General features: G+C 66.3%; 11 protein-coding genes and 1 riboswitch. Of the genes, 2 read left to right on the forward strand and 9 right to left on the reverse strand.

The features are described 5' to 3' along the window. Positions 1-313 precede the first annotated feature (313 nt). From ABZ728_RS13805 to ABZ728_RS13835, 7 genes are all read right to left on the reverse strand, one after another. Entirely contained in the window at positions 314-1,801 is a 1,488-nt protein-coding gene (locus ABZ728_RS13805) for a cobyric acid synthase (protein ID WP_366657194.1), read from the reverse strand. Between the two features lie 35 nt (positions 1,802-1,836). After that, a complete protein-coding gene (cobO, locus tag ABZ728_RS13810) occupies positions 1,837-2,460 on the reverse strand; it encodes a cob(I)yrinic acid a,c-diamide adenosyltransferase (protein WP_366656775.1) in 624 nt (207 codons plus the stop codon). Continuing rightward, positions 2,457-6,251 carry a cobaltochelatase subunit CobN gene (cobN, locus tag ABZ728_RS13815; RefSeq protein ID WP_366656776.1) on the reverse strand — a complete coding sequence of 1,265 codons (3,795 nt, stop codon included), beginning with the start codon at positions 6,249-6,251 and terminating at the stop codon, positions 2,457-2,459. The genes cobO and cobN overlap by 4 nt, the downstream gene beginning before the upstream one ends. Positions 6,252-6,260: 9 nt before the next feature. Continuing rightward, complete coding sequence (gene cobW / locus ABZ728_RS13820; protein ID WP_366656777.1) at positions 6,261-7,307, reverse strand: cobalamin biosynthesis protein CobW; 1,047 nt, start codon at positions 7,305-7,307, stop codon at positions 6,261-6,263. Between the two features lie 14 nt (positions 7,308-7,321). Beyond that, positions 7,322-7,894, reverse strand: coding sequence for a bifunctional adenosylcobinamide kinase/adenosylcobinamide-phosphate guanylyltransferase (gene cobU, locus ABZ728_RS13825; protein WP_366656778.1), 573 nt, complete (start codon positions 7,892-7,894; stop codon positions 7,322-7,324). 140 nt (positions 7,895-8,034) lie between these two features. Continuing rightward, a riboswitch (cobalamin riboswitch) is annotated at positions 8,035-8,234 on the reverse strand. An 89-nt stretch (positions 8,235-8,323) separates the two neighbouring features. Further along, positions 8,324-9,796: an NAD(P)/FAD-dependent oxidoreductase gene (locus tag ABZ728_RS13830; protein ID WP_366656779.1), complete on the reverse strand. Its 1,473-nt coding sequence runs from the start codon at positions 9,794-9,796 to the stop codon at positions 8,324-8,326. Then, positions 9,793-10,746: a LysR substrate-binding domain-containing protein gene (locus tag ABZ728_RS13835; RefSeq protein ID WP_366656780.1), complete on the reverse strand. Its 954-nt coding sequence runs from the start codon at positions 10,744-10,746 to the stop codon at positions 9,793-9,795. The genes ABZ728_RS13830 and ABZ728_RS13835 overlap by 4 nt, the downstream gene beginning before the upstream one ends. A gap of 130 nt (positions 10,747-10,876) precedes the next feature. Between ABZ728_RS13835 and ABZ728_RS13840 the strand changes: the two genes are divergently transcribed. Together ABZ728_RS13840 and ABZ728_RS13845 are read left to right on the forward strand one after the other, a co-directional pair. Further along, a complete protein-coding gene (locus ABZ728_RS13840) occupies positions 10,877-11,437 on the forward strand; it encodes a hypothetical protein (RefSeq protein WP_366656781.1) in 561 nt (186 codons plus the stop codon). Further along, positions 11,434-12,015, forward strand: coding sequence for a peroxidase-related enzyme (locus ABZ728_RS13845; RefSeq protein ID WP_366656782.1), 582 nt, complete (start codon positions 11,434-11,436; stop codon positions 12,013-12,015). Before ABZ728_RS13840 ends, ABZ728_RS13845 begins: the two co-directional genes overlap by 4 nt. Positions 12,016-12,225: 210 nt before the next feature. On the opposite strand, the gene ABZ728_RS13850 is transcribed toward ABZ728_RS13845, so the two are convergent. Both ABZ728_RS13850 and ABZ728_RS13855 read right to left on the reverse strand, forming a co-directional pair. Then, a complete protein-coding gene (locus ABZ728_RS13850) occupies positions 12,226-13,605 on the reverse strand; it encodes a M20 family metallopeptidase (protein WP_366656783.1) in 1,380 nt (459 codons plus the stop codon). A gap of 120 nt (positions 13,606-13,725) precedes the next feature. Continuing rightward, positions 13,726-16,032 (reverse strand): PAS domain-containing protein, encoded by a 2,307-nt coding sequence (locus ABZ728_RS13855; RefSeq protein WP_366656784.1) that lies wholly within the window; start codon positions 16,030-16,032, stop codon positions 13,726-13,728. Positions 16,033-16,072: the final 40 nt, after the last annotated feature.

The following is a 16,072-nucleotide window of genomic DNA, read 5'->3' on the forward strand; positions in this document are numbered from 1 at the left end:
GTGGTCGTCTGGTCATGGTCTCTCCTGTCCCCGGCATCATGCCGATCTCAGGCCGAAAATCCACTTATCCCGACTGTCCAGATTCCCCGAACCACCTCTGTCAAAGCAGGCGTGCAGATTGTAAAATACGGTGCTTTTGAATCCCGGAAGTGTAGTCTGTCATTCGCGGTTTGGCGTGTATGAGCTGGTTAGCTGCACTACGATTCATGGTTCGCTGCGGGGCGCAAGGTGCCGTTTGGGACTCGGCGCAACTACGAGCGTGAAAGTGTCCGGCGATGCTGCCGCACTTGGTGTCGAGGGTGAAAGCCAATTCTCATTCGCCCCGTCCCACCAGCCCCAGCATCGCATCGACATCGAGGCAGGTTTCGAGGTGGTCGGCGAGGGCGTTGAGGGTGCGGTCGATCATGGGGTCATAGGCTTGTCCTGCCGTTCGGCCGGTGCGGAATTCGGCCAGGAAGGCGGCGCGGAAGGCGTCGGTGGCGAACAGGCCGTGCAGATAGGTGCCGGCGATCCGGCCGTCTGGCGAGACCGCGCCGTCGGGGTGCCCGCCCGAGCTGTTGTCGGCCAGGGTGGCGAAGGGGCGGGAGCGGTCGGGACCGTCGGTGCGGCCGATATGCATTTCGTATCCCCCGATCGGGGTGGGGACGTCGTCACGGCCGCTGTTGCCGCCGCGATAGGTCCCCGAGGTCAGGGTCAATGTCTTGTCGCCGCCCAGGATCGTTTCGACGTCGAGGTGTCCCAGTCCGGCGACGCTGCCGGGGAGGCCTTCGGTGCCGTCGGGGTCGTCCAGGCGGGTGCCCAGCATCTGGTACCCGCCGCACAGGCCCAGCACCCGGCCGCCGCGCCGGATATGCGCGGCGAGGTCGATGTCCCAGCCGGTCTCGCGGAAGAAATTGAGGTCCGATATCGTGCTTTTCGAGCCCGGCAGGATGACGAGGTCGAGGTCGCCCGGCAGCGGGTCGGGCGCGCGCACCATGATCAGCGAGACGTCCTCTTCGTTCGCCAGCGGGTCGAGGTCATCGAAGTTCGAGATGCGCGGCAGCACCGGCACGCCGACGCGGATGCCGCCTTTGCGTACGGGGGCCGCCTGTTCCAGCGCCATGCTGTCCTCGGCCGGCAGCCGGGCGGCATCGGGGAAGTGGGTCAGTATGCCGAATGACGGCCAGCCGGTCGCCTTTGTGATCGCCGTCAGCGCCTCGGCGAACAGGCTGGTGTCGCCCCGGAACCGGTTGATGACATAGCCTTCGATCCGTTTGCGGTCGGCTGCGGTCAGCACCGTGGCGGTGCCGACCAGATTGGCGATCACGCCGCCGCGATGGATGTCGGCGACCAGCACCACCGGCAGGTCGGCGGCTTCGGCAAAGCCCATATTGGCGACGTCGCCGGCGCGCAGATTGGTCTCCGACGCGCTGCCCGCCCCTTCGACGATCACGATGTCGGCCTCGGCCTGAAGCGTTCGGAAGCTGGCCAGCGCGGCGTCGAGGAATTCCCGGTGGCGCGAGCGGAACGCGCCCGCCGCCAGCGTGCCGGCGACCCGGCCACGCAGGATCACCTGGCTGCCGCTGTCGGATTGCGGTTTCAGCAGGATCGGGTTCATGTCGACGCTGGGCGGCACCCCACAGGCCCGCGCCTGCAGTGCCTGGGCGCGCCCGATCTCGCCGCCGTCGGGCGTGACGGCGGCGTTGTTCGACATGTTCTGGGCCTTGAACGGGCGCACGGTCAGCCCGCGCCGTGTCAGCGCCCGGCAGAGACCGGCGACGACCAGCGACTTTCCGACATCCGAGCCGGTGCCCTGGATCATCAGCGTCCGGGGTGGCCGGGGTGTGTCCCCGCCGCTCAAAACTCGATCGCCGCCTGGGCCTTCACGCCGTCGCGGAACGGGTGTTTGATCATGGTCATCTCGGTGACCATGTCGGCGGCCTCGATCAGCGGTTCCTTGGCGTTGCGCCCGGTGATGATGACATGGGTATCGGCCGGGCGGGCGGCGAGCGTTTCCAGCACCTCGTCCAGCGGCAGATAGTCATAGCGCAGCACGATGTTCAACTCGTCCAGCAGCACCATGCGGTATTCGGGATTGGCGATCATTTCCTTTGCCTGATCCCAAGCCGCGCGGGCGGCGGCGACATCGCGCTGGCGGTCCTGGGTTTCCCAGGTGAAGCCTTCGCCCATGGTGGCCACGGTCACCTGATCGGGAAAGGCCTCGATCACCTTTTTCTCGCCCGTCTGCCACTTGCCCTTGACGAACTGGACGACGCCGACCTTGAAGCCGTGACCGATGGCGCGGCAGACCATGCCGAAAGCGGCTGTCGACTTGCCCTTGCCCTTGCCGGTATGGACGATCAACAGCCCCTTTTCGATCGTCTTGGTCGCGATGATCTTGTCGCGGGCGATCTTCTTTTTGGCCATCTTTTCGGCGTGACGCCGGTTGATTTCCTCGTCGGTCATGCCTTCGGTCTTCATGGCTCCATTTCCTCCCGTGCTTGAATGTCGTTCGTGGCGGTGCGGCCGCGCCATCGCGCCGACAGTGCCGCCAGCTTGTCATGCCAGGTGTTCGATCGCGGCTGCCACAGACCGCGGCCGAGCGCCTCGGCCAGCCGGTCGGCGATATCGGCGCCCGCCGCCGGGTTGCTGCGCTCCAGAAAGTCCCGCACCTCGGGGTCGTCGAGATAGGCTTCGGCCAGCATCTCGAAATGCCGATCCTCGACCGCCCGGCTGGTCGCGGCAAAGCCAAACAGATTGTCGACCGTGGCGGCGAGTTCCTGCGCGCCCTTGTAGCCATGGCGCATCATGCCGGCGATCCATTTCGGATTGGCGGCGCGGGCGCGCACGGTGCGGGCGATCTCCTGCTCCAGCGACCGGATCACCGGCTTGCCGGGGCGGCCGTGATCGGGCGTATAGGCCTGAACCTCGCGCCCGGTCAGCCCGGCAATCGCCGACAGCGCGCCGCCCTGGAACTGATAATAGTCGTTGCCGTCCAGGATATCCTGCTCGTCGCTGTCGCGGTTCTGCACGACGGCGTCGGTTTCGGTCAGCCGCCGCGCGAAGCCCTGGGTATCGTGGGTGCCTTCCGCCCCGCTGCCATAGGCATAGCCGCTCCAGTCCAGAAAGGTCTGGGCCAGATCGGCGCGGTCGGTCCAGTCGCCCTGATCGACGCGATCCTGCAGCCCGGTGCCGTAAACGCCGGGCGCCGCGCCGAAGACACGGAAACCGGCGCGCTTGTCGGCCTCTGCCGCCTCGGCGCCATCGTCGGCCAACGCCGCCCGGTCGCGCCGGACGGCGGCCGCGATCGGATTGGTTTTATCCGGCTCGTCCAGCGCGGCCACGGCCCGCACCGCGCTGTCGAACAGGTCGATCTGATAGGGGAAGGCGTCGCGGAAAAAGCCGGAGATGCGCAGCGTCACGTCCACGCGCGGCCGGTCGAGCACGCTGGCGGGTATGATCTCGAACCCGGTCAGCCGCCGGGACGCCGTGTCCCAGACCGGCTGCACGCCGATCAACGCCATGGCCTGGGCAAGATCGTCGCCGCCGGTGCGCATCGACGCCGTGCCCCAGACCGTGATCACCATGCCCTTTGGCCAGCCGCCATGGTCCTGACGATAGCGGGTGACCAGCGCGTCGGCCGAGGCCCAACCCAGCGTCCAGGCGGTCGGGGTGGGAATGGTGCGGGTGTCGACGGAGAAGAAATTGCGCCCGGTCGGCAGCACATCGGCCCGGCCGCGCGTCGGCGCGCCCGACCGGCCCGGCGGCACGAAACCACCGTCGAGCGCGGCCAGCAGATGGCCAATCTCGTCCGCCGCGCCGCCATCCAGCGCCGGGATCAGAGTGGTGGAAACCGCGTCGAGTGCGGCCGCCGTGCGCGGCCAGTCGGCGGGCAGGGGGTGGGTGCCGTCGATCAGCCCCGCCGCCACGGTCTCCAGCCGTTCGATGGTATCGGCGGCCAGGCGCCACGGCGCGTCCGGTGCCGCGTCGGCCAGAATGGCCGGTTGCGGGCCGGTCCAGGGCGCCGAGGGCTCGGCGGTCAGCGGATCGAAGGGCGCGGTGTCGTCATCCTCGGTCGGCCAGGTCAGGGCCAGATCGGCGGCCAGTGCGCCGGTTAGCGACTCCCGGCCATCGCGGCCCGGCATGCGGGCGAGCGCCAGGATCAGCGAGGTCCGCGCCTCACCCGTCGGGGGCAGGCCTAGCGTATGCAGTCCGTCGCGGATCTGCAGTTCCTTCAGATCGCACAGATGGGCGTCGATCTTGCCCAGCATGGTGTCGTCATCGTCCGACGGCGTGATGCCGCATTCGTGATCCAGCCCGTTGGCCCGGACGACATCGAGGATATCGCGGCGCAGGATCTCCAGTCGGCGCTGGTCGAGCCCGGCGGCGTCGTAATACTCGTCGACCAGCCGTTCCAGATCGCGAACCGGGCCATAGTTGTCGGCGCGGGTCAGCGGCGGCGTCAGATGGTCCAGGATCACCGCGCCCAGACGGCGCTTGGCCTGCGTGCCTTCGCCCGGGTCGTTGACGATGAACGGATAAAGCGTCGGCATCGGCCCGCCCAGCGCGTCCGGCCAGCAGGTGTCGGACATCGCCAGCGCCTTGCCGGGCAGCCATTCCAGCGTGCCGTGCTTGCCCATCTGAACGATGGCCTGAACGGCAGCGCGGTGGCGCAGCCACAGATAGAACGCGATATAGGCGTGCGGCGGCACCAGATCGGGGCTGTGATAGTCTTCCGATACGTCGACCTGATGGTTGCGTTTGGGTTGAAGTCCGACCCAGACCTGGCCGCAGCGCCGGGCGTTGATCGGGAATCCGCCGCGCTCGGCATCGAAGTTCGGATCGGATTCCGGCAGGCCCCAGCGGTCCTCGACCGCCGCCTTCATGCCGTCGGGCAGGGCGGCCAACAGCGCGGTATGGATCGCCACCGGCAGGAACGCCTCACCGTCCGTCAATCCGGCCGCGCCGGTTTCCAGATCGGCCATCATGGCGCCGCCGTCGGGCCAGGGCGTTTCGGCCTCGTAACCGGCCGACTTCAGCGCCGACAGCACCGCCAGGGTGCTTTCCGGCGTGTCGAGGCCGACGGCGTTGGCCACCCGGCCCGGACGGCCCGGATAATTGGCCATGACGATCGCCAGCGTGCGGTCATGCCGGGGTGTGCGGCCGAGGCGCGTCCAGGCCAGAGCCATATCGGCGGCGCGGTCGATCCGGTCGGGAACGACCTGAAAGCGGGTCAGCATGGTCTGAGTCAGCGGGTCCTGGGTGCTGCGGTCCTTGAACGCCACCGCCGGGCCGACGATGCGGCCGTCAACCTCGGGCAGGGCCACCCACATGGCGAGATCCTTGGGCGACAGCCCCCGGTCGTTTTCGCGCCAGTCGGCTTCACCCGCCGCCGCCAGCGCGACCTGGATGACCGGGCGCTTGCCGTCGTCCAGAATGCCCGGTGTCCAGTCGGCCCCGGCATCGCCGCCCGCGAAACTTGTGGCGTTGATCACCACATCGGGCGGGTTGGCGTCGAAGGCGGCTTGCAGCACCTTCTTCGACTTCGGGTCCTTCAGGCTGGACACGAAAAAGGCCATGGGCCGCAATCCGCGTTCGGCCAGCGAGGCGGCAAGCGCGTCGATCGGCTCGGTCGTGCCGGCCTGAACCAGCGCCCGATAGAATGTCAGCGCCACGCGCGGCGCGTCGTCTGGCAGATCGGCGGTTACGGAGTCGGCGATCGGGTGCGGACCGGCCGGCGCCAGAGGGGCGGCGTCCTGCCAGTCATCACTGCCGCTCAACCGCGCCTGGGCAAAGGACAACATGCGCCGGGCGTTGTCGATGCCGCCTTCGCGGAAATAGTCCCAGATCCGCCGGGCGTCGTCCTTTGGCACGGTGCACAGGGCATCAAGCTCGGGGTCCTCGGACACCGTGCCCGGCACCACGGCCAGCGGAATGCCGGCATCACGGCAGACGGCGTTCAACTGCTCGATCCCATAGCGCCAATACGGCACCCCGCCCAGCAGCCGCACGATCACATAGCGCGATTCAGCGATCACGCGGTCGAGATACATGTCGACCGACATGTTGTGGCCGAGCGCCATGTAATTCGCCAGCCGCACCGATGGGGCGGCGTCCGCCGCGCCCTCGGCCAGTTCGGCGCAGGCGCGCGCGATGCAGGTGATCTCGGTATCGGCCGAGGTGATGACGACGATGTCGCCGGGATCCTGGCCCAGATCGACCGGGTCGGATCCATCGGAAACAGCGCCGGCCGCCGCGTTCAGAAGATGCATGGCAGAGGGTTATCCGTCGATGGCGCGGTGGAGGGCGGAACGCAGGCCATCGGCGCCGCCGACGGCATTGCCGATGAAAACGAGGCGGGTGGTGCGGGATTCGTCGTCGCGCCAGTCGCGGTCGTAGTGGCTCTGGACCCGGCTGCCCACGCCCTGGATGATCAACCGCATATCCTTGTCTTCGACGGCGGCGATGCCCTTGACCCGATAGACATCGCAGCTTTCCATCGCGGCCTTGACTGCGCGCGCCAGCGTGTCTGGGTCGGCGACGGCGGGCAGGTCGATGACATGAGACAGGAAATCGACGTGCTCGTGGTCGTCTTCGTGGTGGTCGTCATCATGATGGTCGTCTTCATGACCGTTCATGATGCGGTCGGGATCGAGGCCGAGACCCAGCAGCGCGTCGGCGGTCAGCACATGCCGGCCGCTTTCCAGCACCGTCTTGCCGGCGCCGTGGCCGCTGCCAGCGCGTTCGCGGGCGGCTTTGAGGCCGGCCTCGTCCAGCATGTCGGTCTTGGTCAGGACCAGCAGATCGGCGGCTTCGATCTGATGGGCGAGCAGATCTTCCAGCGCCGTCTCGTGATCGAGCATCGGATCGGCGGTGCGCTGGGCATCGACCGCCGAGGTATTCGACACGACACCGCCCGTCGACAGCGCCAGCCCGTCGAGCACCGCGATCACGCCGTCCAACTGCGCCCGGTTGCGGATCTCCGGCCAGCGGAAAGCCCGCACCAGCGGCTGCGGCAGCGCCAGGCCCGAGGTCTCGATGATGATGTGATCCGGGCGATCCTCGCGGTTGAGGATCTTGGTCATGGTCGGGACGAAATCCTCGCCGACCGTGCAGCAGATGCAGCCATTGGCCAGTTCGACGATGTCGTCGTCCTTGCAGTCCTCCAGACCGCAGCCTTTCAGGATCTCGCCGTCGATCGGCAGATCGCCGAACTCGTTGATGATCAGCGCGATGCGCCGGCCGTTGACCGATGTCAGCAGATCCCGGATCAGCGTCGTCTTGCCGGCACCCAGGAATCCGGTGATGACCGTGGTCGATATTTTCATGGCAGTTGGTTCCGTCAGGCTGATTTCAGGGAAAGGGGAAGACCGGCGGCGATAAAGGTGACCGTGTCGGCCACCGACGCAACGGCCTGATTGAGAATGCCGGCCTCGTCGCGAAACCGGCGGCCCAGAGGCGTTTCCGGCACGAGACCGAGACCGACCTCGTTGGCGACGAGGATGACGCTTGTGCCGTTTTCCGCCGCCGTTGCCAAAGTGGACAGCAGATCCGCGCGCGCCGTGTCGACCGGCCGGTCCGCCAGAATGACATTGGTCAGCCACAGCGTCAGGCAATCGACCAGAACGACCGCGTTCGACTGGGCGGCCACGGCGGCGGGAAGGTCGAGTGGGGCATCGATCGTCGCCCATTCCGGGCCGCGCCGGGAGCGATGGTCGTCGATGCGGGCGCGCATCTCGTCGTCGAACGCCTGGGCGGTGGCGATATAGACCGGCGGCACCGATCCGGCGGCGGCCAGATCGAGGCACAGGCGTTCACCATGGCGGCTTTTGCCCGACCGCGCACCGCCGAGGATCAGCGCCGTCGTTTGCCGCCATGGCTTGCCGTCAATATTGGGGTCCGGATTCGGGTTCATGCCGCGCCGCCTCGATCGCAATTAATCCGGACGGGCGTGCTGAGGGCGCCGGAACGCATGGCGCCGGATGTCGGCACCACGAATGGCCGACAGGCGAATGCCGTTCCGATGACCCCGCCGATACACCCCGCCCGGCCGGTCTCGTCTGTCGTGGCTGCGGCAGGTCTCCTGGCTCGCGATCGATAGCCCTTGGCCGTCCTTCCCGGCAAGAATGCCAGTGGACCTGCATGGCCGCGGCGATCGCTGACAGTTGCGGGGGCAGCCATGGACGCGATCCCCGGATTGGGTCGACCGTTCCATGTTCCCTTTTCATCCGGGGGCCGAACTCATGACCCACGGAACCGGCAGCACGTTCGGCCGCTACCCTATGCGCAAATTGCGTCGCGTCAAACCCCTAATGCGCCCCTGAAGCGCGCGGCCGTGCCATCGCTATGCTGGTGTGACGGCTTCGGCATCGGTCCATTCGTCGCCGAATACCTCGGGACGGTCGAAGGCTTGCAACTGCTCGTAATGCCAGTCGATGTCATCCCGATAAAAATGCGCGGCAATGCCCCGAGCCAGACGGGCGGCGCCGTCGCTTACGGCGGGGATATCGCCGCTGACCTTGCCGTGGGTCAGGGTCGAGGCATAGTTGAAGCAGTGAATGTCGCGCAGTTCCGGTGTCCGGCCCGCGTCCTTTTCCAGGAACTCGAACGCCGGTCCCAGATAGGGATAGCCGGCCAGATCGGACTGCTCCTCGCCGCGCTCGACATAGACATCGCGCCAAAGCTTGATGTTGCCGGACTGCGCCGACAGTTCCGGTCGCCGGTCGAGATCGATCGCGAATCCGGTACCGGCGATGATGAAATCGGCCGTCCACTGCCGATGCGGTGTCGTCACGCGGACCCGGCCGCCGTCGACGGGTTCGGCCGACAGGATCGGGCTGGCCAGATGGATATGGGCATGAGGGTGGCGGGTGACCCGCAATACGCTGGAACGCGGCGGCGGTACCTGCGATCGGTCGGCATAAGAAAGTATGCGCCAGCGCCAGGACTCCGGCAGATGCGGAAAGCTGTGCACCAGTCCGGGGCTGGAGATGCCGGTCAGTTTGTTGATGCGCGGGACGTCGGGTCGACGCACGAAAATCCGGACTTCGCCGGCGCCTGCCTCCAGCGCGCTGGCGGCATTGTCCACCGACGAGGCGCCGATGCCGATGACGGCGACCTTCTTCGACTTCAGGGCCTCGAAGTCGATGTCGTGGGCCGAATGGGCCCAGAGATGCGACGGCAAATCCTGGATGAACGGCGGCACATAGGGTCCGCCCAGACCGTCGCGCCCGGTCGCCATCACCAGTTTGCGGGTCAGGATCGTCGTCGCGGTGCCGTTGTCGGTGACCGCGAGCCGGATACGCCCCTGTTGGTCGCGTTCGATCCCGTCGACGGCGACGCCGTTACGGACCGGCAGGTCGAGCGCGCGGCGATACCAGCGCAGATAGTCCATCCACATCGGCCGGGGAATCTTCTCCAGTGCCTCCCAGGCCTCGGGACCGAACTGCGCTTCGTACCACGCCCGAAAGGTCAGCGACGGGATGCCCAGTGCCGGGCCGACCAGTTGCTTGGGCGAGCGCAGCGTCTGCATGCGGGCATAGGTAACCCATGGGCCTTCCTGACCTTCCGGCGCGCGGTCGAGCAGGACGATGTTGCGGATGCCCGCGCATTGCAGGGCGAATGCCGCCGCCAGCCCCGTCATTCCGGCGCCGACGATGACGACGTCGGCAATACGCTCACCCCGATCGTCGAATGTCGGGCGAACCCAGTCCGGCGGCGGCAGCGTCAGCCATTCCAGATCCTGACGAAGGCGGGCTTCCAGCCCGTCGAGCCCTTCCGGCGGCCGGGGGGGCAGGCGGGGCGGCGTCTCGGTCATGGCGTTACCTCGAGATCAGCGGTCGCGGCGGATGACGGACCCTCGGTCCGGCAACTCGCCACGCATTGGGCGGCGGTCGCGTTGACCGCATCGATGAAATGCCGCGCGAGCCGGCCCGGCGGGCGCGACCCGGGTGTGATCACGGCGCAGCGGAACAGAACCTCCGGCTCGAACCGATGGACAGTGAGCGGCAGGCCGGGCAGGGCGGCGACCGCGAATGGTTCCACCACCGCCACGCCGACGCCGGCCGCAACCATGGCGCAGGCATTCACCGACGACCCGGTTTCGACCTTGATGCGGCGGGCGATGCCGGCGCGCGCGAAGGCCTGATCGACGATGCTGCGCAGCCTGAACGGATTGCTCATCGAGACGAAACCGTCGTCGCGGAGATCGGCCGGCGTGATGGTGTCGGCCCCGGCGCGCGGGTGGCCGGGCGGGAGCAGACAGACGCACGGCGCGGCGATCAGGCATCGGGTTTCGACCCCCAGATGGTCGACCGGAAGGCTGGCCAGCCCGACATCGACCCGCCGATCCAGCACCCACTGGATGACCGTTTCGGCGTCGCCGGTCCAAAGGCTGATGTCCGGATCGAGACCGGTCCGCTTCATTCGTTCCAGTGCGCCGGGTATCAGACCGGCCGAAAGCGCCGAAATGGCGCCGACGGTCAGATGGCGTTCGGCGCCGCGTTGCAGTTCGGCCGCCCGGGCACCGATACGGCGCAGGCCCGCCAGGGACCGCTCGACTTCCTCGGCCAGTGCCAGGGCTTCGGCCGTCGGCGAGATCCGGGTGCCGTGGCGGACGAACAGGGCGAAGCCGACAGAGGTCTCGAATTCCTGCAGCAACCGGCTGGTCGCTGACTGCGACCGGCCCAGCAGTCGCGCCGCCGCCGTGACGCTGCCAGCGGACATCACCGCGCTGAAGGCTTCCAGTTGCCGGATATTCGTGGTCATCCTGGGCATCGATCTCCGCTGGCCTGTCGAATGCATACGAGAATATCAATCCGCTTCTTGCATGCAAACCCGTTGTCGATGTTATAATTGCATGTTCGAAACCCATGCGGCCACTGATCCGGAACAGCTCATGACATCGAAATCCGACGGACCCCCCGAGAAGTCAGAGGGTAATGCACCGGACCCCATGGAGTCCCTGACCGTGGATCTGGCCCGTGACGGGACCGCGCGCCTGGACGCCGCCGGACCCATCGCCGAGGCGCTGACGGTGCGTGCCAACATCGTCGCGCTTGCCGATGCCAGCCACGACGCCGTCCTGACGCCGCGTGAGCCGGGCGGCATCGATCATGGGCTGCGGGCGGCGCTGGCCGCGCGCATGGCCCACCATAACCGGGACGATCGCATTGCCGCGCATTACGCCGAATTGCTGGATGTGGCCGGGCCGCCGCAAGCCGTCGCCGCGATCGCCGAGCCGGGCCACACCCCGTCGGATCCCCGCTTCGCGGCAATCGTGCGTCATATCGATCTGCTGACCACCCATCCCCGCGATGCCACCAAGGGCGATGTCGACGCGTTGCGGAATGCCGGCGTCGCCGAGCCCGACATCGTCCGGCTGGCCGAACTGGCCGCCTTTGTCAGCTTCCAGGTCCGGTTTGCCATCGGTCTGCGGCTATTGGAGAGCGCATCATGACCGATACCGTCGTTACTGAATTCACCACCGATCTGCCGACCTGGCGCCCCTATCTGACGCCGGTCGCGCTGGAGAACGCGTCGCCGGAGCAACTCGACGCGCTCAAGGTGACGCCGTCGAACACCAAGGTATCGGACTACGTGCTGGTGCTGGCGCATGATCCGGAGTCGCTCTCGCACCGGACGCCGGTATTCAATGCCATCATGTACGACCGGGGCGGCCTGTCGCGCGCCGAACGTGAGGTCGGGGCCATCGGGGCGTCGATCGTCAACCACTGCATCTATTGCACCGCCGTTCACGTCAACCGCTATACCATGCTGGCGAAGCGTCCGGAGGTCGTCGAGGAGATCTTCGCCCGCGGCGAAGAGGCAGTGCTGGACGAGCGCCTGCAGGCGATCTTCGACTATTCGGTCAAGCTGTCGAAGTCGCCGCCCGAGGCGACCGCCGATGATGTGCGCCGGTTGCGCGATCTCGGGATGAGCGACCTCGAAATCGTCGACTTGACCCTGGCGACCGCCATATTCGGCTGGGCGAACCGGCTGATGCACACATTGGGCGAGCCGGTTCGGGTGGATTGATCGCCCTCTGACACCGTCCAAAGACCTTGATCCGCATGAGCCCGGTTCCCGTTTCGCCTGTGGGAAGTTGCTGCGCGAGGTCCCCGCTCAAGGCGGGGACGATCAGGAGGGCGGCGGCACGAACGATCGCAAGACGGCCACCATCTTCCCCACCCTGATCGCCCCTGACACCGATCAGGGGCCCCGATCCGCACGAGCCCGGTTGGCGTCTCAATCGCCGTGGCCGATATCCCAGAACAGGCCCGTCATGATCGCCATCGCTTCCTCTGCGGTGGCGGCGAGCAGGTGTTCGTTCGGGGCGTGCTGAGAGCAGCCGCGATGGGAGTGGGGAATCCAGATCGTCGGCAGGCCCAGCGTTTCGGCAAAGACCTCGTTGGGCAGCGACCCGCCGGAACTGGGCAGCACGGCGACCGTCTTGCCGGTGGTTTCCTTGATCGAGGCCTGAACCCGGGTCACCCAGGGGTTCGTCGGATCGGTTCGGGTGGCGCGGAAATAGCCCTTTTTCGCCGGCGTTACCGTGACTTGCGGGAATCCGTGGCGGTCGAGATGGTCGCGCAGCGCCGGCAACACACGGTCTGGATCGACGCCGACCACGTAGCGCAACTGGCAATGGGCGCGCGCTGAACCGGCAATGGCGTTCACCGGCGCTTCGGGCCGGCCCGCGGTCTGTGCCAGGATGGCGAAATTGCACCAGGTAAAGAGTTTCTCCGGACCGCTGAGGCCGGGCTCACCCCAGTCAGGATCCGGTTGGGGATCGTCCGGGCCGGGCGTCAGCGTCAGCGCGCGGGCCGCCTCGCGCACGGCCTCCGGCACATTTGCCGGGGTCCAGCCATCGACCAGAATGCGGCCCTTGCGGTCGGTGATCGTCGCCAGGGCATGGGCGAGGACGATCGCCGGATCGGCCAGAATGCCGCCCCAGTTGCCGGAATGATGCCCGCCGTCGCGGAAATCGCAGGTGATGTCGAAATTTATCGACCCGCGCGTCCCCAGAAAGATCGTTGGCTGATCGTCGGCAAGCCGGGGGCCGTCGGACGCAATGAACACATCGGCGGCGAACAGGTCACGGTGGCGCTCGCACAGCGCGGCCAGACCGGGAGAGCCGATTTCCTCGCCCATTTCCAGCAACAGTTTCACGTTGAAGCCAAGCGCGCCGTCGCGTTTCAGCAACAGGCCGAGCGCGGCCAGATTGATCGTGTGCTGTCCCTTGTTGTCGGCCGTGCCCCGGCCATAAAGGCGGCCGTCGATGGATGCGAGCCTCCACGGGTCGAGGCCGTTCGCCCAGTCCTCCGCCATGCCGTGCAGTACGTCACCATGGCCGTAGGTCAGGACCGTCGGTTCAACCGGGTCTTCGATGCGCTCGGCGAAAAGAACCGGCGCGCGCTCATCGACCGGGTTCTCCAGTATCCGGCAGGCAAAACCCATCTTTTCAAGGCTGGGCTGAATTTCCTCCGTCAGATAGCGGCGAAGATGCGGGCCGCTGTCGGCGCGCTGGCTTTCCGTCGCAATGGCGACGCGGCGGCCAAGTTCGGCCGCCAGCGTTCCGTCGGTGGCGAAGGCGCGGGCGGCGGTAATGGCGTCGGTGCGCGACATGACGATCCCCGGGAATGGTGCGGTGCGGCCGTTCGGCCGAACGAGTCTGGTCCGGATTCCGCTATCGCACGGCGCGGGCTTTGGCAAGAGCTTAGGGGTCTATCGGTCCCGATTGAATCGTCAGGTCGACGAGGATTGGCGCCACGCTTCCGGCAGGGCGCGCCAGGCCGGGAGCTTGATCGTAAAGGTGCTGCCGTGGCCCAGAACGCTCGTCACATCGATGGTGCCGCCATGGAGAGAGGCGAAGGCGCGCGTGATCGACAATCCGATGCCTGTTCCCTCGTGGGTTCGGGTCAGGACATTGTCCACCTGGGCGAACGGCTCGAACACGCTGTGCAGTTTCGATTCCGGAATGCCGATGCCCGTATCGGTGACCGAGAAGCTGACATATTTCGAGGTGGCGCGCACGCCCAAGTGGACGTGGCCGTTCTTCGAGCTGAACTTGACCGCATTGGACAAAAGGTTCAGCAGCATCTGGCGCATGGCCTTGGTGTCGGCAACGATCCAGTTGCACCGGGGATCGAGATCGTGGTCGATGGTTAGCCCGTCTTCCTGCGACTTGATCCGGATGATCGCCATGACGCTGTCGATCAATGCGGTGAGATTGATCGGCTCTTCGTTCAACTCATAGCGTCCGGCCTCGATCTTCGACAGATCGAGCACGTCGTTGATCAACGACAGCAAATGCTGGGCGCTGGTCAGTATATCGTTGCTGTAGTCCTTGTAGTTCGGGTGGCCGAGCGAACCGAACAATTCATTGTTGATGATATCGCTGAAGCCAATGATGGCGTTCAGCGGGGTTCTCAACTCGTGGCTCATATTTGCCAGGAACTGGGATTTTGCCTTGTTGGCCGTTTCTGCCCTTTCCTTGGCCCGCTGCAACTGCTGTTGCGACTGGATCGTGTCGGTGATGTCGAATCCGAAGATATAGGCGCCTTCGGGGGTATTGCCATACGTCCCGTCCGGGGACCGGATGAAACGCGGCATCAGGTTGAGCCGGATATGCCGCCGCTCGCCGTCGGGGAACAGCCCGGCGTCCAGAATGGTGATCGATTCGCCCTCCAGTGCCCGCTTGATGCCGCTGGTGAGCCGTTCATATGCTTCGCCGGACAGCAATTGCCGGATGGTTAATCCCATGACCTTGTCGCGCGGCACCTTGAACCAGTCTTCGAACGCCTGGTTGGCAAAGTTGATGATCTCGCTGGTGTCGATCTGGGCGATCAGCGCCGGCAAGTGGTCGGCAATCCGGACCAGTTCTTCCTGCCGGGCCCGCAGTTCCCGCTCCAGTTGCTTTTGCCGCGTGATGTCGGTCAACATGGCGACCGTATAGTCGGGGCCGCTGCGGGTCCTGAGGCGGCTGCTGACGATGGACAGCGAGCGTGCCGGCGTCCCGTCCGCCAGCGAGGCCGGGATCAGGATCTCTTCTTGGCGTATGGTCTCACCCTTAAGTACGCGATTGTGCCAATGCTCAACATTGGCGCGCTGGGAATCCGGGACCAGGTCCAGCACGCTCTTGCCGCGCAGGGCTTCCGGCGTGGTGCGGTAGAATCGGGCATAGGCGCGGTTGACGGCGACCAGATCGACATTGACGTCGGAAATGGCGATGCCGACATCGCTGCTGTCGAAGATCGATGCCAGCAATTCCTGGCTATGTTCGAGATTGGCCCTCGCTTCGACATCGTCGCTGATATCCCGCAGGATGCAGAGCACTTCACGCGAATCGACCGGCACCATTGTGACTTCTGCCGGGAGACGGCCGCCACTGAATGTCAGCGTCGCCGTCTGACGGCTGGTCTTGCTGGAGCCGGTGACGGCATTCATCTGGTGGGTCAGATAGCGCCATGTATCGGTCGGCATGAAGGCGGAAATCGGTGTGCCGTCGACCGGTTTGTCCGGCCCGACGATGAGCGCCTGGGTCGCTGCATTTGCCGCTTCGATGGCCGGGACCGGTCCGTGCCCGGACGAGGACAGCACGAAGACGCAGTCCGGCGTGCGGTCGAAAAGCGCACGATAGCGGGTGTTGGGGCTCCATTCCTCGGCGGCGGCGCGGCTGCGCGGTTCGGTAAAGGTTGTGATGCAGAACGGTCCCCGCGTCGGGCAGACCAATCGGCCACTTGATATCGTGATTGCCGACTCGACGCCGGATTGCGAGATCAGCCGCGTCGATAACGCCCGGGCGACACCGTTGTCCATGGTCCGCTGGAAGTGTTCGAAAACGGCGTTTCGATCCTCGCGCGGCAGGCCGAGGGTGGCGGGCGCGCCAATCTGGCGGTCGGCCGGCAGTTCCAGCCTTTCGGCCAGTGCTTCGTTGACCGCCACAACCCGAAAATCCGGCCCGACGAGCCGGCACCCCACATGGTCGACCGCTCGGACCGTCTGGACCATGCCCGTGAAGATGTCGTCGTGTTTTGCGCTCGGGTCCGCCATGTGTTGCCTTTTGTCCCTTGTTCAAGGCAACGTACTATCC

This window comes from Fodinicurvata sp. EGI_FJ10296 (assembly GCF_040712075.1).
In the GTDB taxonomy this organism is placed as follows: Bacteria; Pseudomonadota; Alphaproteobacteria; order DSM-16000; family Inquilinaceae; genus JBFCVL01.